Origin of the sequence: Paraoerskovia sediminicola (genome assembly GCF_030296575.1) — a bacterium.
Lineage (GTDB): Bacteria > Actinomycetota > Actinomycetes > Actinomycetales > Cellulomonadaceae > Paraoerskovia > Paraoerskovia sediminicola.
Genome location: NZ_AP027729.1, coordinates 1,050,869 through 1,076,857, shown reverse-complemented (window position 1 = coordinate 1,076,857; position 25,989 = coordinate 1,050,869). Strand labels below are relative to the sequence as shown.

Annotated in this window: 26 protein-coding genes and 1 pseudogene; 12 read left to right on the top strand and 15 right to left on the bottom strand. The window is 72.1% G+C overall.

What is annotated here, in order from left to right; translation table 11 throughout:
* Positions 1-50 precede the first annotated feature (50 nt).
* Positions 51-653 (bottom strand): TetR/AcrR family transcriptional regulator, encoded by a 603-nt coding sequence (locus QUE47_RS05100; RefSeq protein ID WP_286218844.1) that lies wholly within the window; start codon positions 651-653, stop codon positions 51-53.
* A gap of 67 nt (positions 654-720) precedes the next feature.
* Here QUE47_RS05100 and QUE47_RS05095 point away from each other — a divergent pair, with 67 nt between their 5' ends.
* Positions 721-2,274 (top strand): MFS transporter, encoded by a 1,554-nt coding sequence (locus tag QUE47_RS05095; RefSeq protein ID WP_286218843.1) that lies wholly within the window; start codon positions 721-723, stop codon positions 2,272-2,274.
* 17 nt (positions 2,275-2,291) lie between these two features.
* Here the strand turns inward: QUE47_RS05095 and QUE47_RS05090 are convergent, their stop codons facing one another.
* Together QUE47_RS05090 and QUE47_RS05085 are read right to left on the bottom strand one after the other, a co-directional pair.
* Positions 2,292-3,113, bottom strand: a complete 822-nt coding sequence (locus tag QUE47_RS05090) for an alpha/beta hydrolase (protein WP_286218842.1) — start codon at positions 3,111-3,113, stop codon at positions 2,292-2,294.
* 43 nt (positions 3,114-3,156) lie between these two features.
* The gene (locus QUE47_RS05085) at positions 3,157-3,756 is read right to left on the bottom strand and encodes a TetR/AcrR family transcriptional regulator (RefSeq protein ID WP_286218841.1); all 600 of its coding nucleotides are present in this window, start codon (positions 3,754-3,756) and stop codon (positions 3,157-3,159) included.
* A 162-nt stretch (positions 3,757-3,918) separates the two neighbouring features.
* Between QUE47_RS05085 and QUE47_RS05080 the strand changes: the two genes are divergently transcribed.
* The 5 genes from QUE47_RS05080 (at position 3,919) to QUE47_RS05060 (ending at position 8,484) form a co-directional block, all read left to right on the top strand.
* Positions 3,919-4,341, top strand: coding sequence for an organic hydroperoxide resistance protein (locus tag QUE47_RS05080; protein WP_286218840.1), 423 nt, complete (start codon positions 3,919-3,921; stop codon positions 4,339-4,341).
* Positions 4,342-4,507: 166 nt separating this feature from the next.
* Positions 4,508-6,325 carry a ribonucleoside triphosphate reductase gene (locus QUE47_RS05075; protein ID WP_286218839.1) on the top strand — a complete coding sequence of 606 codons (1,818 nt, stop codon included), beginning with the start codon at positions 4,508-4,510 and terminating at the stop codon, positions 6,323-6,325.
* Positions 6,326-6,330: 5 nt separating this feature from the next.
* Entirely contained in the window at positions 6,331-7,032 is a 702-nt protein-coding gene (locus QUE47_RS05070; protein ID WP_286218838.1) for an anaerobic ribonucleoside-triphosphate reductase activating protein, read from the top strand.
* An 85-nt stretch (positions 7,033-7,117) separates the two neighbouring features.
* Positions 7,118-7,750, top strand: a complete 633-nt coding sequence (locus tag QUE47_RS05065; RefSeq protein ID WP_286218837.1) for a DUF2238 domain-containing protein — start codon at positions 7,118-7,120, stop codon at positions 7,748-7,750.
* Positions 7,747-8,484 carry a glycosyltransferase family A protein gene (locus QUE47_RS05060; protein ID WP_286218836.1) on the top strand — a complete coding sequence of 246 codons (738 nt, stop codon included), beginning with the start codon at positions 7,747-7,749 and terminating at the stop codon, positions 8,482-8,484. Before QUE47_RS05065 ends, QUE47_RS05060 begins: the two co-directional genes overlap by 4 nt.
* A gap of 7 nt (positions 8,485-8,491) precedes the next feature.
* Here QUE47_RS05060 and QUE47_RS05055 read toward each other — a convergent pair whose 3' ends face one another.
* Positions 8,492-9,592, bottom strand: coding sequence for a fatty acid desaturase family protein (locus QUE47_RS05055; RefSeq protein WP_434019730.1), 1,101 nt, complete (start codon positions 9,590-9,592; stop codon positions 8,492-8,494).
* Between the two features lie 27 nt (positions 9,593-9,619).
* Positions 9,620-10,171 (bottom strand): ATP-binding protein, encoded by a 552-nt coding sequence (locus QUE47_RS05050; protein WP_286218835.1) that lies wholly within the window; start codon positions 10,169-10,171, stop codon positions 9,620-9,622.
* A gap of 200 nt (positions 10,172-10,371) precedes the next feature.
* Between QUE47_RS05050 and QUE47_RS05045 the strand changes: the two genes are divergently transcribed.
* A complete protein-coding gene (locus QUE47_RS05045) occupies positions 10,372-10,857 on the top strand; it encodes an SRPBCC family protein (protein ID WP_286218834.1) in 486 nt (161 codons plus the stop codon).
* Between the two features lie 15 nt (positions 10,858-10,872).
* Here QUE47_RS05045 and QUE47_RS05040 read toward each other — a convergent pair whose 3' ends face one another.
* Positions 10,873-11,658, bottom strand: a complete 786-nt coding sequence (locus QUE47_RS05040; RefSeq protein ID WP_286218833.1) for a deoxyribonuclease IV — start codon at positions 11,656-11,658, stop codon at positions 10,873-10,875.
* A gap of 83 nt (positions 11,659-11,741) precedes the next feature.
* Here QUE47_RS05040 and QUE47_RS05035 point away from each other — a divergent pair.
* Positions 11,742-14,446: pseudogene (locus QUE47_RS05035) on the top strand (phosphoenolpyruvate carboxylase).
* 166 nt (positions 14,447-14,612) lie between these two features.
* On the opposite strand, the gene QUE47_RS05030 reads toward QUE47_RS05035, so the two are convergent.
* Together QUE47_RS05030 and QUE47_RS05025 are read right to left on the bottom strand one after the other, a co-directional pair.
* On the bottom strand, positions 14,613-15,392 hold the full coding sequence (locus QUE47_RS05030) for a VOC family protein (RefSeq protein WP_286218832.1): 780 nt from the start codon (positions 15,390-15,392) through the stop codon (positions 14,613-14,615).
* A gap of 107 nt (positions 15,393-15,499) precedes the next feature.
* Positions 15,500-15,844 carry a hypothetical protein gene (locus QUE47_RS05025; RefSeq protein WP_286218831.1) on the bottom strand — a complete coding sequence of 115 codons (345 nt, stop codon included), beginning with the start codon at positions 15,842-15,844 and terminating at the stop codon, positions 15,500-15,502.
* Positions 15,845-15,938: 94 nt separating this feature from the next.
* Here QUE47_RS05025 and QUE47_RS05020 point away from each other — a divergent pair, with 94 nt between their 5' ends.
* From QUE47_RS05020 to QUE47_RS05010, 3 genes are all read left to right on the top strand, one after another.
* Positions 15,939-17,417 (top strand): NAD-dependent succinate-semialdehyde dehydrogenase, encoded by a 1,479-nt coding sequence (locus QUE47_RS05020; protein ID WP_286218830.1) that lies wholly within the window; start codon positions 15,939-15,941, stop codon positions 17,415-17,417.
* Positions 17,418-17,562: 145 nt separating this feature from the next.
* On the top strand, positions 17,563-18,951 hold the full coding sequence (locus QUE47_RS05015; protein ID WP_286219396.1) for an MDR family MFS transporter: 1,389 nt from the start codon (positions 17,563-17,565) through the stop codon (positions 18,949-18,951).
* A 375-nt stretch (positions 18,952-19,326) separates the two neighbouring features.
* Complete coding sequence (locus QUE47_RS05010; protein ID WP_286218829.1) at positions 19,327-21,753, top strand: immune inhibitor A domain-containing protein; 2,427 nt, start codon at positions 19,327-19,329, stop codon at positions 21,751-21,753.
* A gap of 111 nt (positions 21,754-21,864) precedes the next feature.
* Here the strand turns inward: QUE47_RS05010 and QUE47_RS05005 are convergent, their stop codons facing one another.
* Positions 21,865-22,890, bottom strand: coding sequence for a 5'-3' exonuclease (locus QUE47_RS05005; RefSeq protein WP_286218828.1), 1,026 nt, complete (start codon positions 22,888-22,890; stop codon positions 21,865-21,867).
* A 36-nt stretch (positions 22,891-22,926) separates the two neighbouring features.
* Positions 22,927-23,220 carry a hypothetical protein gene (locus QUE47_RS05000; protein WP_286218827.1) on the bottom strand — a complete coding sequence of 98 codons (294 nt, stop codon included), beginning with the start codon at positions 23,218-23,220 and terminating at the stop codon, positions 22,927-22,929.
* A 296-nt stretch (positions 23,221-23,516) separates the two neighbouring features.
* Here QUE47_RS05000 and QUE47_RS16615 point away from each other — a divergent pair, with 296 nt between their 5' ends.
* Positions 23,517-23,741 (top strand): VOC family protein, encoded by a 225-nt coding sequence (locus QUE47_RS16615; RefSeq protein ID WP_350227682.1) that lies wholly within the window; start codon positions 23,517-23,519, stop codon positions 23,739-23,741.
* On the opposite strand, the gene QUE47_RS04990 is transcribed toward QUE47_RS16615, so the two are convergent.
* From QUE47_RS04990 to QUE47_RS04970, 5 genes are all read right to left on the bottom strand, one after another.
* Positions 23,722-23,943 (bottom strand): hypothetical protein, encoded by a 222-nt coding sequence (locus QUE47_RS04990; RefSeq protein WP_286218826.1) that lies wholly within the window; start codon positions 23,941-23,943, stop codon positions 23,722-23,724. The genes QUE47_RS16615 and QUE47_RS04990 overlap by 20 nt on opposite strands.
* On the bottom strand, positions 23,940-24,518 hold the full coding sequence (locus QUE47_RS04985; protein ID WP_286218825.1) for a hypothetical protein: 579 nt from the start codon (positions 24,516-24,518) through the stop codon (positions 23,940-23,942). Before QUE47_RS04985 ends, QUE47_RS04990 begins: the two co-directional genes overlap by 4 nt.
* An 89-nt stretch (positions 24,519-24,607) precedes the next feature.
* Complete coding sequence (gene crcB, locus QUE47_RS04980) at positions 24,608-24,979, bottom strand: fluoride efflux transporter CrcB (RefSeq protein WP_350227681.1); 372 nt, start codon at positions 24,977-24,979, stop codon at positions 24,608-24,610.
* Positions 24,980-24,984: 5 nt separating this feature from the next.
* The gene (locus QUE47_RS04975) at positions 24,985-25,467 is read right to left on the bottom strand and encodes a fluoride efflux transporter FluC (RefSeq protein WP_286218823.1); all 483 of its coding nucleotides are present in this window, start codon (positions 25,465-25,467) and stop codon (positions 24,985-24,987) included.
* On the bottom strand, positions 25,464-25,958 hold the full coding sequence (locus QUE47_RS04970) for a universal stress protein (protein ID WP_286218822.1): 495 nt from the start codon (positions 25,956-25,958) through the stop codon (positions 25,464-25,466). The genes QUE47_RS04975 and QUE47_RS04970 overlap by 4 nt, the downstream gene beginning before the upstream one ends.
* Between the last annotated feature and the right edge of the window lie 31 nt (positions 25,959-25,989).

Genomic DNA, 25,989 nt, shown 5'->3' with positions numbered 1-25,989 from the left:
GGTCGGCAGACACCAGAGAGCACCACGGTCGAGGTCTGCTCGCACGCGGGTCACACGGGGCGCGTGGCCAGCGGGAGCAGCACCTCGCTCGTGATCCGCCGGATGTAGTCGTCGTCGACGGACCCCCCGGTGATCATCTTCCGGTACATCACCATCGCGGGCACGATGCTCGCCAGCAGCTCGAGGTCGTGGCCCTCGGGGACCTCGCCGCGCTGCCGGGCGCGCTCGAGCAGCCCCCGGAGGAGGCGGGTCTTGCTCGCGACGAGCCGTTCGTGGAACGCCTTCGCGAGGACCGGGTCGCGCTGCACCTCGGACACCAGGCCCGAGACGAGCTCCTGGTCCCGGCTGCGGTGCAGGGCGCGGTGCGCCTCGTCGAGGTCGCCGCGCAGCGAGCCGGTGTCGGGGATGTCGTCGGCGACCGGGGTCGGGGTCGACCGGCTGATCGCGTCGGCCACGAGCTCCGTCTTCGAACCCCAGCGGCGGTAGAGGGTCGCCTTGCCGGTCCCCGCGCGCTCGGCGACGGCGTCCATGGTCGTGCCGTCGAACCCGCTCTCGACGACGAGGTCGCGCGCGGCGGCGAGGATCACGTCGTCGAGGGCGGCGTCTCGCGGCCGGCCCGGCCCCGCGGCTCGCGGAATAGATTCGGAACTCATGGGTTCCGATACTAGCAAGTTCTGTATTAGGTTGGGGCCACCGACGACGACTTCCAGGAGCACACCCATGTCCGCACAGCACCCAGGCGCCGAGCAGCCCGCCGCGCCGGCCACCCCGCCGCCCGCACCGCACAGGCGGCGGTGGTTCGTCCTCGCGACCGTCGCGCTCGCCCAGCTCATGGTCGTGCTCGACGCGACGATCGTGAACATCGCCATGCCCTCGGCCCAGGCCGACCTCGGGTTCAGCGACAACGACCGGCAGTGGATCGTCACCGCCTACGCGCTCGCCTTCGGCAGCCTGCTGCTGCTCGGCGGCAAGCTCTCCGACATGTTCGGCCGCCGCCGCACGTTCCTCGTCGGCCTGGTCGGCTTCGCCGCCGCCTCGGCGCTCGGTGGCGCGTCGCAGAGCTTCGAGATGCTGGTCGTCGCGCGCGCCCTGCAGGGCGTGTTCGGCGCGCTCCTCGCGCCCGCGGCGCTGTCGGTCCTCACGACCACCTTCACCGACCCCAAGGAGCGGGGTCGCGCGTTCGGCGTCTTCGGCGCGATCGCCGGCATGGGTGGCGGCGTCGGCCTGCTGCTCGGCGGCTACCTCACCGAGTACTTCGACTGGCGCTGGAACCTCTACGTCAACCTGATCTTCGCCGTCGTCGCTGTGGTCGCCGGGTTCGTCCTGCTCCCGCGCAAGGAGGAGACGCACAGCCACCGGATCGACGTCCCCGGCGTGATCCTGGGATCGGCAGGCCTGTTCGCGCTCGTCTTCGGCTTCTCGCAGGCCGAGCCCGAGGGCTGGGACTCGCCGCTGACGTGGGGCCCGCTCGCGGCCGCCGTCGTGCTCCTCGTCGGATTCGTGCTCACGCAGCGCCGCTCGCCCAACCCCCTGCTGCCCCTGGGCATCGTCACCGACCGCGACCGCGGCGGCGCCTACGTCGCGATCTTCGTCGCCGGCTCGGGCATGTTCGGCGTCTTCCTCTTCCTGACCTACTACCTGCAGGCCACGATGGGCTACACGCCGCTGCGCACGGGCGTCGCGTTCCTGCCGATGATCCTCACGATCATGGTGACCGCGCAGATCTCCAACAACCTCACGCTCCCGAGGTTCGGCCCCAAGGTCCTCGTGGCCTTCGGGCTGAGCGTCGCGACCCTCTCGATGCTGTACCTGACCCAGATCGACGTGGACAGCACCTACGCCGTGGGTGTCCTGCCCGCGCTCATCGGCATGGGCGTCGGGATGGGCTGCACCATGCCGCCGTCGTTCCAGCTCGGGACGTTCGGCGTCGACCGTGCGCACGCCGGGGTCGCGTCCGCGATGGTCACCACGAGCCAGCAGGTCGGCGGCGCCGTCGGCACCGCCGTGCTCAACACCATCGCCACCACGGCCGCGGCCACCTACCTGGCGGACCACGCCGCTGGCGGGCCCGCGGTCCAGGCCGAGGCCGCCCTGCACAGCTACGACGTCGCGTTCGCGTGGTCGGCGGGGATCTTTCTCGTCGGCGCGGTCCTGACCGGGGCCCTGTTCAGGACCAAGGCGCAGCGCGCCGAACGTCAGGAGGCGCGGGCCTCACAGCGGGTGTCGGACGGCGAGGCGTCGGTCGGCCAGGAGGCTCCCGTCGTCGCGCACTGACGGTCCGGCGGTGGCTGTCAGTCCCGGCCGGTGATCGGCAGCCACCGCAGCACGTCCTGGATCTGCGCGTCCCACAGTCCCCACTCGTGCTCGCCGGGGCTGAGATCGCGCGTCACCGGGATCCCGAGCCGGTCGGCCTCGGCCAGGAACCGCTCGTTCCCGGCCAGCAGGCCGTCCTCGGTCCCGCAGGCCACGTAGAGCGTGGGGAGGCCCCTGCTCCCGGGCGCGACGCCGTCGTCCGACCCCCGCCGGCCCAGGACGCGCAGGAGGTGGAGGGGGTCGCTGTCGGTCCCGTCGACGGGGCGGCTGTCGAAGACGGTGTCGTAGAGGTCGCCCCTCGCCTCGAGCAGCCCCGGCTCGGCCGGGTCGAGGACGCCCGAGAGCGAGGCGGCCGCAGCGAATCGGTCGGGGTGGGTCAGAGCCCAGCGCATCGCCCCGTAGCCGCCCATCGACAGCCCGGCGACGAACGTGTCCTCGGGTCGCTGCGACACCTTGAAGAACGAGTGCACGACGGCGGGGAGCTCCTCGGTGAGGAACGTCCAGAACCGCTGACCGTGGGCCTCGTCGTGATAGAAGCTGCGCTCGACGCGCGGCATCACGACCGCGATCCCGAGGTCGGCGACGTACCGCTCGATCGAGGTGCGGCGCGTCCACACGGTGTCGTCGTCGCTGAGCCCGTGGAGCAGGTAGAGCACGGGCGGTGCGGGCTCGCCGCGCTCGGCCGTGGCGGCCGTGCCGGTCATCCCGATCTGCTGCTGCGTCGCCTGGGGGAGGATCACGGTCATCGAGGTGCTGACCTCGAGGACGTCGGAGAAGAAGTCGCAGCGCATGAGGGCCATGGGCCGAGGCTAGCGGGCCGTGCGGCGGCTCGGGACAGGCGGCTCAGGACAGCCGGTGCGCCCGCAGGATCGCGCGTCCGGCGTTCGCGACGCGCATCGTGAGCGAGTCGGGGGAGCCGACGTACCCGGCGATCATCGCCCCGTCCCGCAGCATCATGAGCTCGTCGGCGACGCCTGCGGGGTCGTCGACGCCGACCTCGAGGACGAGCTGCCGGAACGTCTCGGTGTACCAGGCGCGGTGCGCCGCGATCACGGCACGGACCGGGTGCGCGGCGTCGGGGTACTCGGCCGACGCGTTGATGAACGAGCACCCGCGGAACCCCGGCCGGCACGCCAGGTCTCCTGCGAGCGTGGCGAGGAACATCAGCGTCGCGACCGCGTCCCCGGCGTTCTGCGCCCGGGCGCTGTCGATGAGCTCGCGCTCACGGGCGCCGGTCGCCTCGAGATAGGCGACGACCAGATCGTCCTTGGTGCGGAAGTGTCGGTAGAACGTGACCTTCGAGACCTCGGCGACCGCGATGATCCGGTCGGCGCTGACCGCACGGACGCCCTCGGCGTAGAACAGCTCCGTCGCGGCATCGAGGATCCGCGCGCGCACGGGCGAGACCCGGTCGGGGGCGGTCGCTGCGGTCGGGGTGCTCACGGTCCTACGGTCCCACAGGGGGCGACAGGGGGGCGACAGGGGGGCGACAGCGGTCGAGGTAGGGCGAGGTCGGCTCGCCGGTCCCTTGCATCCTGCTCGGCTCCGTGATCTAGTAGACGAACTAGTAACTCTACTAGTGACCCGATCATCCAGGAGGACGACATGGCTGCGATCTACACCGCCATCGCGACGGCGACCGGCGACGGGCGCAACGGTCAGGCGCGCACGAGCGACGGCAACCTCGAGGTCGACCTCGTCGTCCCCAAGGAGATGGGCGGCGCGGGCGGCCCCGCGACGAACCCCGAGCAGCTCTTCGCCGCCGGCTACGCCGCGTGCTTCCACAGCGCGCTGAAGCTGGTCGCGAGCCGGCAGAAGGCGCCGATCGCCGACTCGGCCGTCGTCGCCGAGGTCGGGGTCGAGCCCCGCGATGTCGGCTTCCAGCTCGCGGTGGCGCTGCACGTCGAGCTCTCCGGCGTCGACCAGGCCACCGCGGACGCCCTCGTGGAGGCTGCGCACCAGGTGTGCCCGTACTCCAACGCCACGCGCGGCAACATCGAGGTCACGGTCGACGCGACGGTCGCCTGACCGTCGTCCTGGTCGCTCCTTCGGCGCCCCGCCGACCCTGTGCGGTCGAGGCGGGGTGTCGATGAGTGAAAGTGAAACTGTTCACGACTGAATCAGTTACAACGTCATATAGTGATGTCACGCAGCCGTCCCCGCACGACCTGTCGCAACGACGCCGGAGGATCCCGTGACCATCGCTCCCCACCCGCAGCCCTCCCGGCAGCGCACAGCCGTGGACGTCGCGAGCACCATCGGGGAGTACCTCGACCGGTCGGACTGGCGGGTCAACGCCAACGCGAACCAGGGCTACTCGCTGGGCGGGCTGATCCTCAACGTCGCGGGCAAAGTGATCGCGAACTACTGGCTCGACGAGGTCTTCAGCGCCGAGGCGGGCGCGGCGCACCGCGAGGCCGACCTGCACATCCACGACCTCGACATGCTCAGCGGGTACTGCGCGGGGTGGTCCCTGCGACAGCTGCTCAGCGAGGGGTTCGGCGGAATCCCGGGCACCATCGAGTCGGCCCCGCCGAAGCACTTCTCGTCGTCGCTCGGCCAGGCCGTGAACTTCCTCGGCACCCTGCAGAACGAGTGGGCCGGCGCGCAGGCGTTCAGCTCGTTCGACACCCTGCTCGCCCCGTACGTGCGGCTCGACCGGCTCGACTACTTCGAGGTGCGGCAGGCGATCCAGGAGTTCGTCCACAACCTCAACGTCCCCTCGCGCTGGGGCACCCAGACCCCGTTCACCAACCTCACCTTCGACCTCGTGTGCCCGGCCGACCTGGCCGACCAGCACCCGGTCGTCGCGGGCCAGGTCGCCGACTTCACGTACGGCGACCTGGCCACGGAGATGGAGATGATCGACCGCGCTTACATCGAGGTCATGACGTCCGGCGACGCCCTGGGGCGCGTCTTCACGTTCCCGATCCCGACGTACAACATCACCGAGGACTTCGACTGGACGTCGCCGCTCGCCGACGCGCTCTTCGAGATGACCGCGAAGTACGGCACCCCGTACTTCCAGAACTTCGTGAGCTCCGACATGGAGCCCGGTGACGTCCGCTCCATGTGCTGCCGCCTCCAGCTCGACCTGCGCGAGCTGCTCAAGCGCGGCAACGGGCTCTTCGGGTCCGGCGAGCAGACCGGATCGATCGGCGTCGTCACGGTCAACTGCGCGCGCCTCGGGTACCGGTTCGCCGGCGACCGCGACGGCATGTACGCCGAGCTCGACCGCCTGATCGACCTGGCCGCCGACACGCTGACGAGGCGCCGCGCCGTCGTCCAACAGCTCATGGACGACGGCCTCTTCCCCTACACGAAGCGCTACCTCGGCTTGCTCGACGCGCACTTCTCGACCATCGGCGTCAACGGGGTCAACGAGATGATCCGGAACTTCACGGGCGACGTCCACGACATCACGACGCCCGAGGGTCACGGCATCGCGCTCGACCTGCTCGACCACGTCCGGGCGCGCATGGTCGAGCTCCAGGAGTCGACCGGTCACCTGTACAACCTGGAGGCGACGCCCGCCGAGGGCACGACCTACCGGTTCGCCAAGGAGGACCGCGCACGGTTCCCCGGGATCCTCCAGGCCGGCACCGACGAGCAGCCCTACTACACCAACTCCTCGCAGCTGCCCGTCGGGTTCACGGACGACCCCTTCGAGGAGCTCGAGCGCCAGGACGAGCTCCAGTGCAGGTACACGGGCGGCACGGTGCTCCACCTGTACATGGGGGAGCGCGTCTCGGACGCCGAGGCCTGCAAGCGGATCGTGCGCCGCGCGCTCGAGCGGTTCCGCCTCCCGTACCTCACGATCACCCCGACGTTCTCGATCTGCCCCCGCCACGGGTACGTCTCCGGCGAGCACCCGCAGTGCCCCACGTGCGGCTCCGACAGCGAGGTGTGGACGCGCGTCATGGGGTACTTCCGGCCCGTGTCGTCGTTCAACGTCGGCAAGAAGGGCGAGCACGCCGAACGGCTGCCCCTCCGTGAGCCCGACGCGGCCTGACCGACATGACCGACGTCCGCCGGCCGCTGCCGATCGCCGGGCTCACCCCGCTCTCCACCGTCGACCTGCCGGGCAGCCTCGTCGCGACCGTGTTCCTCCAAGGCTGCCCCTGGCGGTGCGGCTACTGCCACAACCCGGCGCTGATCGACGCGCGGACACCCGGCGTCGTCGCGTGGTCGGACGTCGCGGCGCTCCTGCGCAGGCGGCGCGGGCTCCTCGACGGGGTCGTCTTCTCGGGCGGGGAGCCGACGATGCACCGGGGGCTGCTCGACGCGATCGACGACGTCCGGGCCCTGGGGATGAGCGTCGGTCTGCACACCGGTGGTGCCTGGCCCGCGCGGCTGGCCCGTCTGCTGCCGTTCGTCGACTGGGTCGGGCTCGACATCAAGCACCTCGCCGGCCGGTACACGTCGGTGACGGGCGCCGGCCCGTCCGGGGCTCGGGCCTTCGAGTCGCTCGCCGTGCTCCAGCACGCCGGCATCGCCCACGAGGTGCGGACGACGGTCGACCCGACCGTCCACACCCGCGACGACGTCCTCGCGCTCGGCGCGCGGCTGAGGGCGTGCGGGGTGCGGGACTGGGTGCTCCAGGAGGCGCGCCCGGACGGCACCACGGACCGGTACACCCGGGCGCTCGCGGGACGACGGCTGGACGACGTCCTGCGGCCCGAGGACCTGCCGGGGGTCGAGCGACGCTGCGGGGCGTGATCCGGCCGGACGCTCGGCCTCGTGCGAGGTCGGGTGTGCGGTGTGAGCATGTGGCACGGTCGGCCACCCCGAGGAGCAGAACCCCATGGCGTTGCGTGCTGGAGTCCCCGAGGCGGGGCGAGGACCTGGTGCCCGTGGGCGACAGCTCGCCGTGGTGCCGGGCGACGGCGTCCGCGCCGCCGCGGCGGTGAGCGTCGCTGTGGCGGCCGTGTCGGGGGACCTCGTCGCCGTGGCCCTCTTCCTCCTGGTGCTCGGTGGAGTCATGGTGCCGCGGGCGATCGGGGTGGGTGCGGCCCTCGACGTCTCGTACGGCGGCACCCTGCTGGTCGCCGCGTGGGCAGCTCGGCTCGAGTGGTATCGCGCGGTGCCGTGGCTGGACCTCGTGGTCCACGCGGCGGCCACGGGTCTGATCGCGGTGATGGCGCACCTCGTGCTGGTGCGTCGCGGGATCGTCTCGGGTGGTGGCTCGAGGGCGAACGGCCGGCCCGGAGCGGCGACAGTGCTCTCGGTCGTCGGGCTGGGGGCGGTCGTCGCGGTGCTGTGGGAGCTCGGTGAATGGGCAGGGCACACGTTCGTGGACGACCGGATCGGGGTGGGCTACGACGACACCGTGAGCGACCTGGCCTCCGGCCTCGTCGGTGCGCTCGCGGCGGGTGTGCTCCTGCTCGTGGTGGCGCGCAGGTCAGAGGCCCGCGAGGCGCGCGAGGGCCGGCGATGAGCGGCGCCCCACGTCCGACGGTGTCGGTCGTCATCCCCGTCCGCGACGACGCGGAGGACCTCGACCGCTGCCTCGCGCTGCTCGCGGTCCAGTCCGTCGCGCCGCTCGAGGTCGTCGTCGTCGACAACGCGTCGTCGGACGCGACGGACGAGGTCGCGTGGCGGTGGGGCGCGATCCTGGTGCGGGAGGACCGCATCGGCATCCCGGCGGCGGCCGCCGCAGGCTACGACGCCGCGAAGGGGGATCTGATCGCGCGGCTCGACGCCGACTCGAGACCCGGGCCCCGGTGGGTGCAGACGATGGTCGAGCGGATGGCCGCGGACGAGGACGTCCACGCGCTCACCGGCACCGGGCTGTTCGGGGACCTCCCGCGAGGGACGCGCCACGCCGTCTCGGTCGCGTACCTCGGGACCTACTACCTGCTGAGTCACCTGGCGCTGGGACACACGGCGCTCTGGGGCTCGTGCATGGCGATGCGCAGCAGCACCTGGGCTGAGGTCCGCGCGGACGTGGTCCGGGAGGACCCGGAGGTCCACGACGACCTCGACCTGGCGTTCCGTCTCGGGCCGGGCCGGACCACGCTCCTGGTGAGGTCGTGGCGCGTCGGGGTGTCGGCGCGCTCGCTCCGTGGCCGCCGTCAGCGACGCCGGCGGCTCGATCGCGCCTGGCGGACGCTCCGCATCAACTGGGCGGTCTCGCCGCCCTGGGACCGGTGGCGCGCCCGGTGGTGCTGAGCGCCCGTCAGCGCCCGCGCAGCTGCTGGTACAGCGGGCAGTCGAACGGGTCGCGGGCGCCGAGGCCGACGTCGTTGAGGTAGCGGACGACGATCCCGTAGGACTCGATGAGCCCGGTCTCCGTGTACGGGATGTCGAGGCGCTCGCAGTGCTCCTTGACCATCGTCTGGGCGGCGATCAGGTGCGGTCGCGGCATGCTCGGGAACAGGTGGTGCTCGATCTGGAAGTTCAGGCCACCCATGAGCACGTTCATCACGCGGCCACCGCGGATGTTGCGCGACGTGAGGACCTGCTTGCTCAGGAAGTCGAGCTTCGAGTCGGCGGCGAGGATCTTCATGCCCTTGTGGTTCGGCGCGAAGGAGGCGCCCATGTACACGCCGAACACGGCGCCCCAGACGGCGAAGAACGCGAGCGCGAGGCCGACGGGCAGCGCCCAGAAGACCAGGGCCGTCACGGTCACCAGGCGGACCGTGATCAGCGACAGCTCGAGCGTCTTGTCCCGTGACTTCTTCTGCGCGAGCAGGGTCCGGTACGCGGTGACGTGCAGGTTGAGCCCCTCCAGCGTGAGGAGCGGGAAGAACAGCCAGCCCTGGTACCGGTGGACGCGCGTGAGCCAGGACGCCCGGGCCTCGACCGCGTCCTCGCGGCGGAAGACGATGAAGTCCGGGTTGATGTCCGGGTCCTTGCCGACCTTGTTCGGGTTGGCGTGGTGCCGCGTGTGCTTGGACATCCACCACGAGTAGCTGATGCCGACGACGCCGTTCGCGAGGAGGCGGCCGACGCGGTCGTTGACCGGCCCCGACTCGAAGACGACCCGGTGCGCGGCCTCGTGCGTGAGGAACGAGAACTGCGTCATCACGATCCCGAGCCCCAGGGCGACGAGCAGCTGCCACCAGGAGTCGCCGAGGAGGACGAACGCCGTGACCAGCCCGCCCAGGGCGAGGGTGAGGACGGCGGCCATGACCCCGTAGTAGCCGTACGTCTTGCGCAGCAGACCGGCCTCGCGGACCGCGCGCGACAGTTCGGTGTACGTGCTCGTGAGCGCGCGGGGGTCTGACGTGCGGGGTCTCGTCGCCCGGAAACCGGGGGGCATCTCGGTGGTCGTCACCCTGTCGACGCTATCGACGCAGACCGCTCAGCACAGTGGGGTATACCCCCGAACAGGGTGGCGGAGCAGAGCTCCGGGCGTGCTGCCGTCAGCCGGCGAGCGCGAGGGGGCCGGTGCCGGGAACATCGCCCACACGTGCTTGACCAGGCCGTTCACCGTCCAGCCGAGACCTGCGCTGAGCCGGGAGGCGACGAGCAGCCCGAACCCGCCCTCACCGGGGCCGCGCTGGCCGGCGACCTCGGGCGGTCGCGCGGTGGAGCGGTCGACGACGTCGAGCAGGTAGCCCTCGGGGCCGTGGCACAGCCGGACGATCGCGATCGATCCGCCGTGCTGGAGCGCGTTGGAGCAGAGCTCGCTCGCGACGAGGGCGACCGCGTCGGCGGAGCCCGGCACCGTCAGGGCGCGCTGCGGTGCGGAGGCGCCACGGCTGTCGGCGGCAGGTCGCTCGCCGTTCTCCCGGCGGACGGCCTCGCGGACCGAGGCGCGGACGGCGTGCAGGTCGTGGACGCTGTGCAGCGCCCAGCGAGCGACCTCGTCGAAGCCTGCGGGTACAGGCGACTCGGAGAGCTGTGCGGTCATCGCGCCTCCTCCTGTCGTCCATGGGTCGCGCAGTGGGTCGGCGCGGTTCCCGGGTGCTCCCCGGTACGAGAGCCTGCGATCAAATATGCATGACGACGGGCCCTCGCGCAGCGTGACGGACGGCCCCTGGGGAGCCGTCGCCGCGCCCCTGCGGGTGCGCCGCCGTGACCGTGGCCACCACCTGGGGATACGGTTCGAGCATGGGTACGAATGAGATCGTCGTCACACGAGTCGTCGACGCACCGGTCGCTGCCGTCTGGCGCGTCCTCACCGATATCGAGGGCGCCGCGCAGAGCATGCGCAGCATCGAGAAGATCGAGATCCTGGCCGGCAATGCGTACGAGGTGGGCCTCCGCTGGCGCGAGACGCGCAAGATGTTCGGGATGAGCGCGACCGAGGAGATGTGGGTCGCGGAGGTCACGCCGGGCGTCTCCACCCGCGTCGACGCGACCAGCGGCAGCACCGGGTACAGCACGACGTTCACGCTCGAGGAGGTCGGCCCCAAGACCCGGGTGGTCGTCAGGTTCGCGGCCGTGCAGGCCGAGCCCTCCCGTGGTGCACGACTGGCGCAGAAGGTCCTCGGGCCGGTCGGTTCCCGGGCGACCGCGAAGATGCTCGCCAAGGACCTCGAGGACGTCGAGATCGCGGCGGCAGGACGCCTCCACGAGATGGACGACGACGCGTAGTCCGTCCTGCGGGCATCAGCCCGCCAGGCGCTCCCGGAGCCACGCGATGTCGCGCGGTGCGGTGCCGTGGGTCTCGCAGACGACCGGTGCCCCGGCGTCGCGGACGACCGCCACCAGGTCCGCGGGGTCTACCGTGCCCTCGCCGAAGCTCGTGTGCCGGTCCTGACCCGAGTCGAAGTCCCCGATGCTGTCGTTGGCGTGGACCAGGTCGATCCTGCCGGTGATCTCCAGGACGCGAGCGACGACGTCCGACAGCTGGAGACCGCCCGCGTGGGCGTGGCAGGTGTCGAGGGTGAAGCCCACCGGCGCGCCGCCCGCGGCCGACCGGACCGCCGCCCAGAGCTGTTCGATCCGCTCGAGCCGCCGCGCCATCGAGTGCTCGCCGCCCGCCGTGTTCTCGATCAGCACCGGGACGTCGGTCTCCAGGGACTCGATCGCCTTGCGCCAGTTGTCGAACCCCTTCGCGGGGTCGTCGTTCGCCGTGACGTGCCCGCCGTGGACGACGACGCCCCGGGCGCCGATCTGCGCGGCGCCGTCCATGATCTTCTGCAGCAGCTTGCGCGACGGGATCCGGATCCGGTTGTTCGTCGACGCCACGTTGATCACGTACGGCGCGTGGACGACCAGCTCGAGGTCGGCCGCGGCGGCGTCCGCGCGCAGGGCCTCGGCGCCGCCGGGATAGGTGACGTCGCAGCCCTTCCACGACTGGGGGTCGCTCAGGAACACCTGGGCGACGTCCGCCCCGATCTCCCGCGCCTGGGCGACGGCGTCCGACTGGTCGACATGGGCTCCGATCCGCATGGGACGAGCATCCCACGGGAGGCCCGCAGCCCGCCCGTAGACACTTTGCCTGGACGTAACACTGAGCGGTTACCCTCTTGACCGTGACTGACACATCTTCGACCCAGCCCGACGCCGGTCGCGGACTCGCACGCCACGACGTCCCGGACCCGCTGCGCGACGACGTCCGCCTCCTCGGCGGTCTCCTCGGCACCGTCCTCGTCGAGGCCGGCGGCCAGGACCTGCTCGACGACGTCGAGCGTCTGCGCGAGCTCGTGATCCAGGCGTACGACGAGTACGACGCGACCACGCACGGCGAGGGCGTCCTCGCCGAGGCCGAGCAGCTCGTCGCCGGCTTCACGCTCGAGCGCGCCGAGCAGATCGCCCGCGCCTTCACCTGCTACTTCCACCTCGCGAACCTGTCGGAGGAGTTCCACCGCGTACGCGTCCTGCGCGAGCGCGAGTCGGCGACCACCGAGATCCGCCCCGCGAGCGACGACAGCCTGCCGGCCGCGTTCGAGCAGCTCGTCGGCGAGGTCGGCCGCGAGGAGGCGCTGCGCCGGGTGCGCGCGCTCGAGTTCCGCCCGGTCCTGACGGCGCACCCCACCGAGGCCCGTCGCCGTGCCGTGTCCCGTGCCGTGCGCCGGATCTCCGTGCTCCTCGGTGAGCGTGACTCGCTGCACCTCGGCGGCACCTCGCTCGCCGAGAACGACCGCGCCCTGCTCTCCGAGATCGACTCGCTGTGGCGCACCTCGCCGATCCGCGCGGCCAAGCCCGACGTGCTCGACGAGGTCAACTCCGCGCTGAGCGTCTTCAACGCGACGATGTTCGAGACCTTCCCGACCGTCTACCGGCGCCTGGACGACTGGCTGCTCAAGGACGGCGCGGGCCGTGAGGAGCCCCTGGCCAAGCCGTTCGTGAGCCTGGGCTCGTGGATCGGCGGCGACCGGGACGGCAACCCCAACGTGACCGCCGACGTCACGCGGGCCGCCGCCGCGCTGGCCTCCGAGCACGCCGTCGCCGCGCTGCACCGCTCGGCCGAGCGGGTCGCCGGCAAGCTGACCCTCGACGTCGACGGCACCCCGCCCTCGCCCGAGCTGTTGGCGCTGCGCCAGCGGCAGAAGCAGCTCTCGCCCGCGGACAGCAACTACGCCGACGACGAGTCGCCCCGTGAGCCGCACCGCGCGGCGCTCATGTTCGTCGCCGCCAGGCTCGCCGCCACGAAGGCGCGCGACGCCGACCTCGCCTACCCGGAGCCGGGAGCGCTCGAGAGCGACCTGCGCACCATCCAGGACTCCCTGGTCGCCGCGGGCGCACCACGTGCCGCCTACGGCGACCTCCAGCAGCTCGTCTGGCAGGTCGAGACCTTCGGGTTCCACCTCGCCGAGCTCGAGGTGCGCCAGCACTCCCAGGTCCACGAGGCGGCGCTCGCCGACCTCGAGGCGAACGGCGTCAACGGCGCGCTCGAGGACCGGACCCGCGAGGTGCTCGACACCTACCGGGCGATCGGGTCGATCCAGCAGCGCTACGGGATCCGTGCCGCGCGCCGCTACATCGTCTCGTTCACCCAGGCGCCCGAGCACCTGGCGGCCGTCTACAAGCTCGCGAAGTACGCGTTCCCGGACCCGGCGGACGCCCCCGTCATCGACGCGGTGCCGCTGTTCGAGACCTTCGACGACCTGAACAACAGCGTCGACATCCTCGAGACCATGCTGGAGCTCCCCGAGGTCCAGGCACGCCTCGCCGAGAACGGGCGCCGCGTGGAGGTCATGCTCGGCTACTCGGACTCGTCCAAGGACGTCGGCCCCGTCTCGGCGACGCTGTCGCTGCACGACGCCCAGCGCCGCATCGCGGAGTGGGCCGCGCGTCACGAGATCGCCCTCACGCTGTTCCACGGCCGCGGCGGTGCGCTCGGTCGCGGCGGCGGCCCCGCCAACCGCGCCGTGCTCGCTCAGCCCCAGGGTTCGGTCGAGGGCCGGTTCAAGCTGACCGAGCAGGGCGAGGTGATCCTCGCGCGCTACGGCGACAAGGACATCGCGGAGCGGCACATCGAACAGGTCGCGGCGGCCACGCTGCTGCAGGGCGCGCCCTCGGTCGAGGCCCGCAACTCGGAGGCCACGGAGCGGTTCTCGGCGATGGCCGCCGAGCTCGACCGCACCTCGCGGACCCGCTTCCACGCGCTGGTCAAGGCCGACGGGTTCCCGCAGTGGTTCGCCGAGGTCACGCCGCTCGAGGAGGTCGGCCTGCTGCCGATCGGCTCCCGGCCCGCCAAGCGCGGACTGTCCGTGAACTCCTCGACGACCTGCGGGCGATCCCGTGGGTCTTCTCCTGGTCGCAGGCCCGGATCAACCTGGCCGGCTGGTACGGGCTCGGCACCGCGCTGCGCGACTTCGGCGACGTGGAGGAGCTGCGCCGCGCGCACCGCGAGTGGCCGCTGTTCGCGACCCTCATCGACAACGTCGAGATGTCGCTCGCGAAGACCGACGACCGCATCGCCCAGCGCTACCTCGCGCTCGGGGACCGCGACGACCTCGCCGAGATGGTCCTCGGCGAGCTCCGCCTGACGCGCGAGTGGGTCCTGAAGATCACCGGCAGCGCCTGGCCGCTGCAGAACCGGCGGGTCCTGGGGCGCGCCGTCCAGCTGCGCTCGCCCTACGTCGACGCGCTCTCGCTGATCCAGGTGCGCGCGCTCTCCGCGCTGCGCAACGGTGGCGACGAGGGGCTCAGCGAGGCGACGACGGACCAGCTGCGGCACCTGCTGCTGCTCACCGTCAACGGGGTGTCGGCCGGCCTGCAGAACACCGGCTGACGCGACCTGCGCACGACCGGGCGCGCACGACCGGGCCACATGCCCGTGACCCCGGCGGGGCGTCCCTGGGAGACCAGGGGCGCCCCGCCGGGGTCGTCGGAGCGTGTGCCGTGCGAGCGGCGGCGCGGGTCGCGGCCCGGGCGGTGGTCCGGACAGCAGCCGCGGCTCAGGCCGCGCTGTCGGGTGTGTCGATGATCTTGAGCTGCGCGCCCTGCGAGTCGAGCAGCACGGCCATGCGGCCGTAGGGCGAGTCCTCGGGGGCCATCGCGATCGTGCCGCCGAGCTCGACCGCACGCGCGGCGGCGGCGTCCGTGTCCTCGACGAGGATGTACACGCTCCAGTGCGACGGGACCTCGGCGGGCAGGAACCCCGAGGCGTCCATGACGCCCGCGTACTGCTCGCCGTCGACCTCGTCGATGCAGTAGCGGAACTCGTCGGTGTCGCCTTGCACGGTGACGCTCCAGCCGAACACGTCCTCGTAGAAGGGGACCGCGGCGCGGTAGTCCTTGCTCAGGAGCTCGTGCCACGCGGGGGCGCCGTTCTCCGCCACGACGGCGAACCCGTCGTGACCTCGCGGTTCCCAGATCCCGACGGCCGCACCGGACGGGTCGGTGACGAACGCCATGACGCCCTGACCGGGGATCTCCATGGTCGGGACGGCGAGCTCACCCCCGGCCGCGAGGGCCTTCTCGACGGTCGCCGGCGCGTCCTCGGAGCGGAGGTAGACGCTCCACCAGGACGGGAGCTCCGGGGACGGGTTGGGGCCGACCCCGGCGACGACCTTCCCGTCGAGGAGGAACGCGCCGTAGTGACCGAACTCCTCCCCGTAGTCCAGGTACTCCCAGCCGAACAGGTCCCGGTAGAAGGCTTTGCTCGCCTCGATGTCGTTCGTCCCGAGGTCGTTCCAGACCGGGGCCCCGACCGGAGGGTTCACGCGTGCAGGCATCAGATTCTCCTCGGCTGTGGCGCCTGCCGTGGCGCCGCTGTGACCGACGCTACTCCCGACGTCCGACGTCGACCTGGGGACGGCGGGCGTCCGTGGAGCGCGACAGGTCAGCCGACGCCGAGGTACGCCGTCCAGATCCCGGCGAACGCCAGGGCGGCACCGGCCCACGGGTAGGGCCAGACCGGGCCGAGGGTCCGCCACCGGACCGCGGTGAGGGCGATCCCGCCGACGACCCCGACCGCGACCATCGCGAGGCCCAGGGCCACCACCAGGTCGAAGCCCTGGTCGAGGATCGCCTGGTACGTCGGCAGGGTGCCGAGCGTCGAGATCGCGATCGTGAGGATCGCGACGAACCCGAGGAACGCCCCGACCCGCTCGGCGCCGCTGCGCCGGTTCACGCGCGGGAGCCCGCCGGGGAACCGTGGTGGCCGGGTCGCGTCCTCGTCGTCCATGGGCCTAGCGTGGCACGGGATGAGCGCCGCACGGTACGTGCGTTCACGTCGTGCCGCGCTGGCGGGTGTCGGCGCCCCGGATCACAGTGGGCGCATGACCTACATCGACACCACCGCCCAGCTCGCCCTCCCTGCCGTGCAGACCCGGCTCCTCGTCGGTGGCGCCTGGCGGGACGCGGCCTCGGGCAGGACGTTCGCGGTCGAGGACCCGGGCAACGGCGACGAGCTCGCGCAGGTGGCCGACGCGAGCGTCGCGGACGGCGTGGCCGCCCTGGACGCGGCCGTCGCCGCGCAGGCCGGCTGGGCCGCGACCCCGCCCCGGGAGCGTGGCGAGATCCTGCGCCGGGCGTTCGACCTCGTCGTCGAGCGCCAGGACGAGCTCGCCACGATCATGACCTTGGAGATGGGCAAGTCGCTCGCCGAGTCCCGCGCGGAGATCACGTACGCCGCCGAGTTCTTCCGCTGGTTCGCGGAGGAGGCGGTGCGGATCTCGGGACGCTTCTCGGCCGCACCCGGTGGCGGCTCGCGGCTGCTCACCATGAAGCAGCCCGTCGGCCCCTGCCTGTTCGTGACGCCGTGGAACTTCCCGCTCGCGATGGGCACGCGGAAGATCGGGCCCGCCATCGCGGCCGGCTGCACGATGGTGGTCAAGCCCGCGTCGGCGACGCCGCTGAGCATGTACGCCCTCGGGGAGATCCTCGCCGAGGCCGGGCTGCCGGACGGGGTGCTCAACATCGTCACGACCCGCTCGTCGGGGGACGTCACCGGCGCGCTGCTCGCGGACCCGCGCCTGCGCAAGGTCTCGTTCACCGGGTCGACCGAGATCGGGCGGTCGATCGTCGAGCAGTCGGCGGCGAACCTCCTGCGCGTCTCGATGGAGCTCGGCGGCAACGCCCCGTTCCTCGTCTTCGAGGACGCCGACCTCGACAAGGCGGTCGACGGCGCCATGCTCGCCAAGATGCGCAACGTCGGCGAGGCATGCACGGCCGCCAACCGGTTCCACGTCCACGCGTCGGTGGCCGACGAGTTCGCCGCGCGGCTCGCGGACCGGATGAGCGACCTGACCGTCGGTCACGGGACCGCGGACGGGACCGACGTCGGCCCGCTCGTCGACGACGCGACCAGGGAGAAGGTGGAGGACCTGGTGGCGGACGCCGTCCGGCACGGCGGCGAGGTCGTCACCGGGGGTGAGCGGGTGGACGGTCCCGGCCACTACTACCGGCCCACCGTGATCAAGGGTGTGTCGCGCGACGCCCGGATCCTGCGCGAGGAGGTCTTCGGTCCGGTGGCCCCGATCGCGACGTTCGACGACGAGGACGAGGCGATCAGGGCCGCGAACGATACGGAGTACGGGCTCGCGGCCTACGTGTTCACGCGCGACCTCGACCGGGCGCTGCGGGTCGCGGAACGCCTCGAGGTCGGGATGGTCGGGCTCAACGCCGGTGTCGTCTCCAACCCTGCTGCGCCGTTCGGTGGGGTCAAGGCGAGCGGGTTCGGCCGCGAGGGCGGCGCCGAGGGCATCGAGGAGTACCTGGAGACGAAGTACGTCGCGATCGCCGTGCCCACGGACTGACGCGGCGCTCCGGCCTGCGGGAACACGGCGGGCCCCGCGCCGGTTGCCGCTTCGGGTGCCGCCGGCACCGCGGACGGAAGAGGTGGGTGTGAGCGGCAGCGACGTGGGGTTCCGGTCCGAGCGGGGGCCGGTACTCGTCGCCCTCATGGTGACCACCGGGCTGATCGCGATCGACGCCACGATCCTCGCGACCGCGGTGCCGTCGATCGTCGACGACCTCGGCGGGTTCGCGCAGTTCCCGTGGCTCTTCTCGGTGTACCTCCTCGCCCAGGCGGTCTCCGTCCCGATCTACGCCAAGCTCTCCGACACCGTCGGCCGCAAGCCGGTCGTGCTCTTCGGGATCGGCATGTTCCTGCTCGGCTCGCTGCTGTGCGGGTTCGCGTGGTCGATGCCGGCGCTCATCGCGTTCCGCGCGGTCCAGGGCCTCGGGGCGGGGGCGGTGCAGCCCATCGCGGTCACGATCGCCGGTGACATCTACACCGTGGCCGAGCGCGCGAGGGTGCAGGGGTATCTCGCGAGCGTCTGGGCGATCTCGTCCGTCGTCGGCCCGACGCTCGGTGGGGTCTTCTCCGAGCTCGGCATCTGGCGCTGGATCTTCTTCGTCAACGTGCCGATGTGCGTCCTGGCCGGATGGTTGATCGTGCGGAACTTCCACGAGCAGGTCGACCGCAAGGGACACCGCATCGACTACGCCGGGGCCGCGCTGCTGACGGTGGCGCTGACCCTGATCGTCCTCGCCGTCCTGGAGGGCGGGCAGGCCTGGGCGTGGGGCGCCTGGCAGTCCGTCAGCGCCTTCGGCGCCGGCGCCCTGCTGCTCGTGGCGTTCGTCCTCGTGGAGCGTCGGGCCGCCGAGCCCGTGCTCGGCCTGTGGGTGTTCTCGCGCCGGCTCCTGCTGACGACGGCCCTCATCGCGTTCGGTGTCGGAGCGATCCTCATCGGCCTGACGTCGTACGTGCCGACCTACCTCGAGGGCGCCCTCGGCGTGTCCCCGCTGGTGTCGGGTCTCGCGCTCGCCTCGCTGACCCTCGGGTGGCCCCTCGCGGCGTCGCTCTCGGGGCGGGTGTACCTGCGCATCGGGTTCCGCAGCTGCGTCCTGATCGGCATGGCGCTCGCGATCACCGGGACGAGCCTCGTAGCGCTGTTCGCCGACACCCCCTCGGTCGCGCGGGTCGCGGTGAGCGTCTTCGTGGTCGGTCTCGGTCTGGGGCTCGTCGCCACGCCCAGCCTCATCGCGGCGCAGTCGTCGGTGCCCTGGGAGGAGCGCGGGGTGGTGACGGGGACGAACATGTTCGCGAGGTCGATGGGCAGCGCCGTGGGCGTCGCCGTCTTCGGCGCCCTGGCCAACTCGGTGCTCGCGGGGTACGACGAGCCGCGCTCGGCCGAGGCCCTCACGGCGGCCGGCTCGACGGTGTTCGTCGCGGTCGCCGTGGCCGCGGTCGCGACCCTCGGCGCCGCGCTGCTGATGCCCCGGACCGCGCTGCCGGGTGCCGACCGTGCCGATCCTGCCGACCGGGCGGACGCGCCACGTCGGTAGCCGGCACGGCCGCCCGGTCGCCCGGTCGCCACGGCTCCTCCGGGGGCGCTCAGGTGGCGAGCTGCGTCGGACGTGTGCACTGTTTCCTGTCGCCACCCCTCGAAGTGGCAAAGCAGACGTGACCGTCCCGGGCCGTGGACCGTCGCGAGGTGGCTCTGCCCGGATATGGGCCCGCTCGTGCGCGGGGTGTCAGGGCTTGGACAAATCCTGACAAAACATGTGTTTTCGCTGTGTGAGCCACGTCATGTCTGCCTACTGTGGACGTGCCTCTCGGTGCCCGCGCCTGCCCGCGCCGGCCCTGCGAGGCAGACATGACCCGGCGGTCGGCACCATCACCGCAGGCCGCCGGATCTCCCTCAAAGCGGAGGTTCAACCGTGCACAGAAGATTCGTCGGGAGCCTGATCGGGCTCTCGCTCGTCGGTACGAGCGCCCTCGCGGCCTCGGGTGCGTACGCCGCCCCGGCCGCCGACCAACCCCCAGTCAACGACGCGGCCGAGGCCACGCCGTCCGACGACCTGCCCAACCCGCTCGCCGAGAAGCGCAACGAGCTTCGCGAGACGGCCGTGACCGGCGTCCTCGACGGGGACCTGAAGACCGAGGAGATCAACGGCAGCACCGTCGTCAAGGTCGGCGAGACCGTCCAGGGCGAGTCGGCCGAGGCGGCCGGCAAGAACGGTCCTAAGATCGGCCCCCAGGCCGCAGGCGTCAAGAAGGGCGACCCCAAGCCGGCCAAGAAGCAGAAGACGAAGTCCCAGTACGTCGAGCTCGAGCGCGAGGCGACGGACCGGATCTTCGTGATCCTCGCCGAGTTCGGCGACGAGCGGCACCCGAACTACCCCGACCAGGACACGGCGCCCTCGGTCCCCGGACCGACGACCTTCGAGGGCCCGCTGCACAACGCGATCCCCGAGCCCGACCGCTCGGTCGACAACTCGACGGTGTGGCAGGCCGACTACGACCAGCAGCACTTCCAGGACCTGTACTTCGGCGAGGGCGAGTCCCTGAAGAACTACTACGAGACCCAGTCGTCCGGGCGCTACAGCGTCGACGGCGAGGTCACGGACTGGGTCAAGGTCAAGTACAACGAGGCGCGCTACGGCCGCTCGAACGGCTACCCCTGCGGCGGCAACGTCTGCTCGAACACGTGGGCGCTCATCAACGACGCCGCCCAGCAGTGGGTCGCCGACCAGGAGGCCGCCGGCCGCACGGACGACGAGATCGCCGAGGACATGGCCTCGTTCGACCAGTGGGACCGCTACGACTACGACGGTGACGGTGACTTCAACGAGCCGGACGGGTACATCGACCACTTCCAGATCGTGCACGCGGGCGGCGACCAGGCCGACGGCGACCCGATCCAGGGCGAGGACGCGATCTGGAGCCACCGCTGGTACGCCAACCAGGTCTTCAACGGCACCGTCGGTCCCGAGACGAACCCGCTCGGCGGCTTCCAGATCGGGGACACCGGTGTCTACATCGGTGACTACACGATCCAGCCGGAGAACGGCGGTCGCAGCGTGTTCTACCACGAGTACGGCCACGACCTCGGGCTCCCGGACGACTACAACGTCCTCTCGGGCGGCGACAACAACAACGAGCACTGGACCCTCATGGCGCAGAGCCGCCTGAACGACGAGGGCGAGGCGCTCGGCGAGCGCGGCGGCGACCTGGGCGCGTGGAACAAGCTCCAGCTCGGCTGGCTCGACTACGAGGTGATCCCCGCGGGGCAGAAGCGCACGCTGACCCTCGGGCCGCAGGAGTTCAACACGAAGAACGCCCAGGCCGCGGTCGTCGTGCTCCCCAAGAAGGAGGTCACGAGTGAGCTCGGGGCCCCCGCGTCGGGTGACATGCAGTTCTACTCCACCTCGGCGGACGACCTGGACGCCAGCATGAGCACGTCGGTCACGGTGCCGGACGGCGACGCGACCCTGGCCTTCAAGGCCCGGTACGACATCGAGACCGGGTACGACTACGCGTTCGTCGAGGTTGACGACGGCTCCGGCTTCGCCGCGGTCGAGACCTCGATCACCACGGACGACGTGTCGAACGGGATCGACGGGCAGAGCGCCGGCTGGACCGACGCGACCGCCGACCTCTCGGCCTACGCCGGCCAGGACGTCACGCTCCGCTTCCGGTACGTCACCGACGGCGGCGTCGCCGGCGACGACCCGGACCTGCCCGACGGGCTGTTCCTCGACGACATCACGCTCGGGGACTTCTCGGACGGTGCCGAGGACGGCATCGACGGCTGGGACGCGGACGGCTTCATCGCCGTCGGGGCCTCGTCGACCGAGCTGTTCTCGAACTACTACATCGCCGGCAACCGGTCGTACACGTCGTACGACCAGTACCTCGAGACCGGCCCGTACTACTTCGGGTACACGGGCACCGACAAGCCGGACTTCGTCGACCACTACGCGTACCAGGAGGGTCTGCTGATCTCCTACTGGGACACGTCGTACAACGACAACGACACGTTCGCCCACCCGGGCAGCGGCCGGAACCTCATCATCGACGCGCACCCGCGGCCGTTCTACCAGCTCACCACGGGCGAGCCGTGGCGGGCCCGGGTCCAGGTGTACGACGCACCGTTCAGCACGACGAAAGCGGACTCGTTCACCCTGCACCAGAACGGTGAGGCGAACTACATCCGCGGTCAGAAGGCCAACCCGGTCTTCGACGACACCGACAAGTACTTCTACGACGAGCTGCCGAACCACGGCGTCAAGCTCCCGGGGGTCGGCGTCAAGATCAAGGTCGCGAAGCAGAACGGCTCGACCATGAAGGTCAAGTTCAGCTGACCTGAACCCCTTCGCCGAGCATGCGGCCTGTCAGGTGACCTCGCGGTCGCCCGGCAGGTCGCATGCTCGCGTCCGGGGCAGGTGCGGCCGGGCGGGGCATGTGCGCCGGGGTCAGTCCCCGAGCGCCATCGCGTCGAGCACGCGCTGCACGCTCGACCCGAGCCCCCAGCGCTCGGCCAGGGCGTCGAGCGCGTCCGGGTCCGCGGCCTCGCCCGGCAGCGTGTCGTCGACGTCCCCGAGCGGCGCGTCGGGCGCCACGGTCACCACGACGGGGGCGGCGTCGAGGTAGTCGGACGCCGCGAGCAGCCTCGTCCGCTGGGTGGCGGTCAGGCCGCGGTCGTCCGGGTCGTCCCGCGCGGCGAGCACCCCGGCCAGGTCGCCGTAGCGCGCCAGGAGGGTCGCGGCGGTCTTCTCGCCGATGCCCTGGACGCCGGGCAGCCCGTCGGACGGGTCTCCGCGCATCATCGACATGTCGAGGTACGCCCGCCCGGTCGGCACCCCGTACTTCTCCGCGAGGCGCGCCTCGTCGATCGCGTCGAGGTTCTTGATGCCCCGCGACGTGTAGAGCACCCGGACGTGCGCGGTGTCGTCGACGAGCTGGAACAGGTCGCGGTCGCCCGTGACCACGTCCACGGGCGTGCCGGAGCCGGCCGTGATCTCGCGGGCGACGAGGGTGCCGATCACGTCGTCCGCCTCGAAGCCCGGGCACCCCACCCGGGCGATGCCGAGCGCCGCGAGGGCGTCGACGATCACAGGGACCTGCGGCGTCAGGAGGTCGGGGACCTCCTCGGCGTACGCGCTGCCGGCGCCGTGGGTGGGCGCCGGGGCGGGCCCGACCGTGCCGGTGCTCGTGCTCGTGCCCGTGCCCGTGCCCGTGCTCGCGCCCGCCATGCGGTGCGCCTTGTAGCTCGGGATCGCGTCGACCCGGAACTGCGGTCGCCAGTCGTCGTCCCAGCAGGCGACGAGCCGGGTCGGCCGGTGGTCGGTGACGAGCGTCGCGATCATGTCGAGCAGCCCGCGGACCGCGTTGACCGGCGTCCCGTCGGGCGCGGTGATCTTGTCGGGCACCCCGTAGAACGCCCGGAAGTACAGGGATGCGGTGTCGAGGAGGAGCAGCTTTTCGCGGGTCTCGGCCATGGCGCCCAACCTACGCTCGAACGGCTCTCCGGGCCGTCAGCGCCCCAACCGGTACCACCGGTTGCCCCAGCGGCGCGTCACCCGGGGCGGGGAGGACTCCGCGAGCTCCTCGACCCGGTGGTACACGGCCTGCGCGACCTGCGCGGCGGCGACGTCGGTGTCCGTCGTGAAGCGCACGGTGACCCGGGCCTCGCCGCGGACGACGTCGAGGTCGGTCGCCTCGACCGTCGCCAGCGCACCCGCGGCCTGCGCGGCGGACGGGACGACGTCCGCGGGGTCGGTGGACGGGTTGAGGACGCCGACGGCGACGACGACACGGTAGGACGGCACGGGGAAGAGCCTCGCACGGCCCGTTCCGCTGCGGGGGCGACCTGCGCGGCGCACCATGGAGTCGACCACCACCGAGGAGGCAGCATGCAGAGCACAGGGTTCACCGGGACCTTCCGCACGGGATTCGGCGGGTACTCCGTCGACGACATGGACGCGGCGCGGGCGTTCTACGCCGAGGTCCTCGGCCTGCCGGTCGAGCTCGGCATGGGCGGCACGACGATGCGCGTGACGCTCTCCCCGGGCCGCGAGCACCTCCTGTACGACAAGGGGAGGGGCACGTCCCGGCGTCGTTCACCGTGCTCAACCTGGTGTCGGACGACGTCCCGGCCGCGGTCGCCGAGCTGCGCTCCCGCGGGGTCGAGTTCGAGACCTACGCGGGCACGCCCATGGAGGTGGACGACGACGGCGTCTCCCGCGGGAAGAACATGGACGTGCAGGAGGGTCAGAGCACCGGACCCGAGATCGCCTGGTTCAAGGATCCCGCGGGCAACGTCCTGTCCGTCATCGGCGCGGACCTGTGACCGCGGCGGCCGACCGGCCGTCGCGCACGAGGAGCAGCCGCTGGGCGACGAGCGCGCCGACGAGCGCGACGTAGCCGACCACCGGGACGTCACCGGGCCCGGTGACGACGAACGAGCCGTCCCCGGCCGTGACGATCCCCCACGACCACACGGCGTGCACCACGACGCACCAGGTGAGCGACCGCGTCGCCCGTCGCGTCACGTAGAGCGCGGTGCCGAGACCGAACGCGAGAGCGACCTGGAGGAGGTCGCGCCGAGGCCCTGGCCCGTGGCGATCCACGGCAGGGCGAGCGCGCAGGACAGCAGCGTCGACACCAGCCAGACGTGGGCCTCGCCGGGCCTCGACCGCAGGGCGACGACGCCGATGCCGCGGGCGAGCAGCTCGTGCGCGTAGGCGGTGAGCAGCACGGCGGCGACCAGGGTCACGAGGTACGGGAGGCCCGTCTCGGCGCCCGCCGGGCCGACGCCGGGCACGGCGGCCACACCGACACCACCGGCGAGCACCACGAGCGCGGGCACCGCGAGATACGCGCGCGGCAGGCGCGGTCGCCCCGGGTCGTCGAGGGCGACCGGCCGCCACCAGCCGAGGGCGCTCGTGAGGAGGGTCAGGACCACCGCGCTGAGGAGCGCCGGGATGACGACGGCACCGAAGAGCGCGGGACGGGTGGCCGCGGACGCGCCGGGGTCGACGTCGACGGTGGCGAGGAGCGCCGTGGTGACCGCGACCTGGACGGCGACGAGCACGAGGGCGATCCACACCCGTGGCGTGACTCGCATCGCGCTGCCCTCCGGTCTCGCTGCTCGCTGCCGTGCTCTGCCGTGCCGTGAACGTAGCGGCTGCGGCGCCCCGCAGGGCAGAGGCACGCCTAGAGGACTGCCGTGAGGCCGAGCCCTGCGGCGCAGGCAGCGACCGCCGCGACCGTGGTCCCCAGCGCGTTGAGCGCTGCCAGCCCCGCGCGGTCCGAGCGCACGAGGCGCACCGTCTCGACCATCGCCGTCGAGAACGTCGTGAACCCGCCGCAGAACCCGGTGGCCACCAGCAGGTGCCAGGTCTCGGCGGCGTCGTGGAAGAGCACGGCGCCCATGACGACGCCGATGAGGAACGAGCCGGCAACGTTGATCGAGACCGTCGCCCACGGGAACGCCGTGCGCCGGCGTGCTCGGACCGCACCGTCCACCACGAACCGCGCGGCTGCGCCGAGCCCGCCGCAGACCATGACGAGGACGAACCCGAGCACCCCCGTCACCTGGCCGCTCCGCCGCTCGGGTCGGCGCTGCCCGGGCCGGTGTCGGTGCGCATCGCGGACACCCGCGCGCCGAGGACGATGCCCGCGACGCAGGCCGCGACGCCGAGCACGAGGGTCGCGGCGGCGTAGGCCAGCGCGGTGCCGGGGTCGCCGTCGGCGAAGAGCCGCTCGATCTCGAAGGCGAGGCTGGAGAACGTGGTGAAGCCACCGAGCAGCCCGGTCCCGAGCCCCAGGCGTAGCCGTCGGGTGCGCCTCGACTCGGCGCCTGGTCTCAGGAGAGCCTCGAGCAGGAACCCGAGGGCGAACGCCCCCACGACGTTCGCGACCAGGGTCGCGACGTGCCATCCACCGACGACCGGGATCGCGAGGCTCAGCCCGTAGCGCCCGGCCGTGCCGACGGCGCCGCCGGCGAGCACGAGCCCGATCAGCGCCGGGTCCAGGTGGGCGGGTCGAGGGTGCGGGACGGCGTCGCCCGTCACTGGTCGTCCGCCGCGCCAGGATTCGCGAGGATCACGACCGGCCGTTCCTGGAGGTGCGCGAGGTGGCCCGCGACGGAGCCGCCGATCAACCGCTCGCGCCAGCCGGAGAGCCCGGGCTTGTGGGCCCCCACCGCGATCATGAGGGCGTCGCGGTCGCGCGCGACGGACGCGAGACCGTGGGCGACCTCGCCGGCGGAACGGACGAAGTCCCATGCGACGGACGTGCCGACGGCGGCTGCGACCTCGCGCTCGACGCGTGCGCTCACCTCGGGACCGTCGCCCTCGCCGCCGGCGTCCGGGTCGACGGGGACGAGCACCGGGGCGCCGTCCGGGCCGGTCTCGACGGCCGCCGTCGGGTCGACCCACACGCACACGAGCCGCGCGCCCAGGCGCTCGGCGAGCCGAGCGGCGCCGCGGAGCACGGCCTCGCAGTGGCCCGGGTCCACCCCGACCACGAGGCAGCCCGAGGCGGGGAGCGTCGTCTGCGTCATGTCACGCCTCCATCTGTCGGTCCGGACCAGC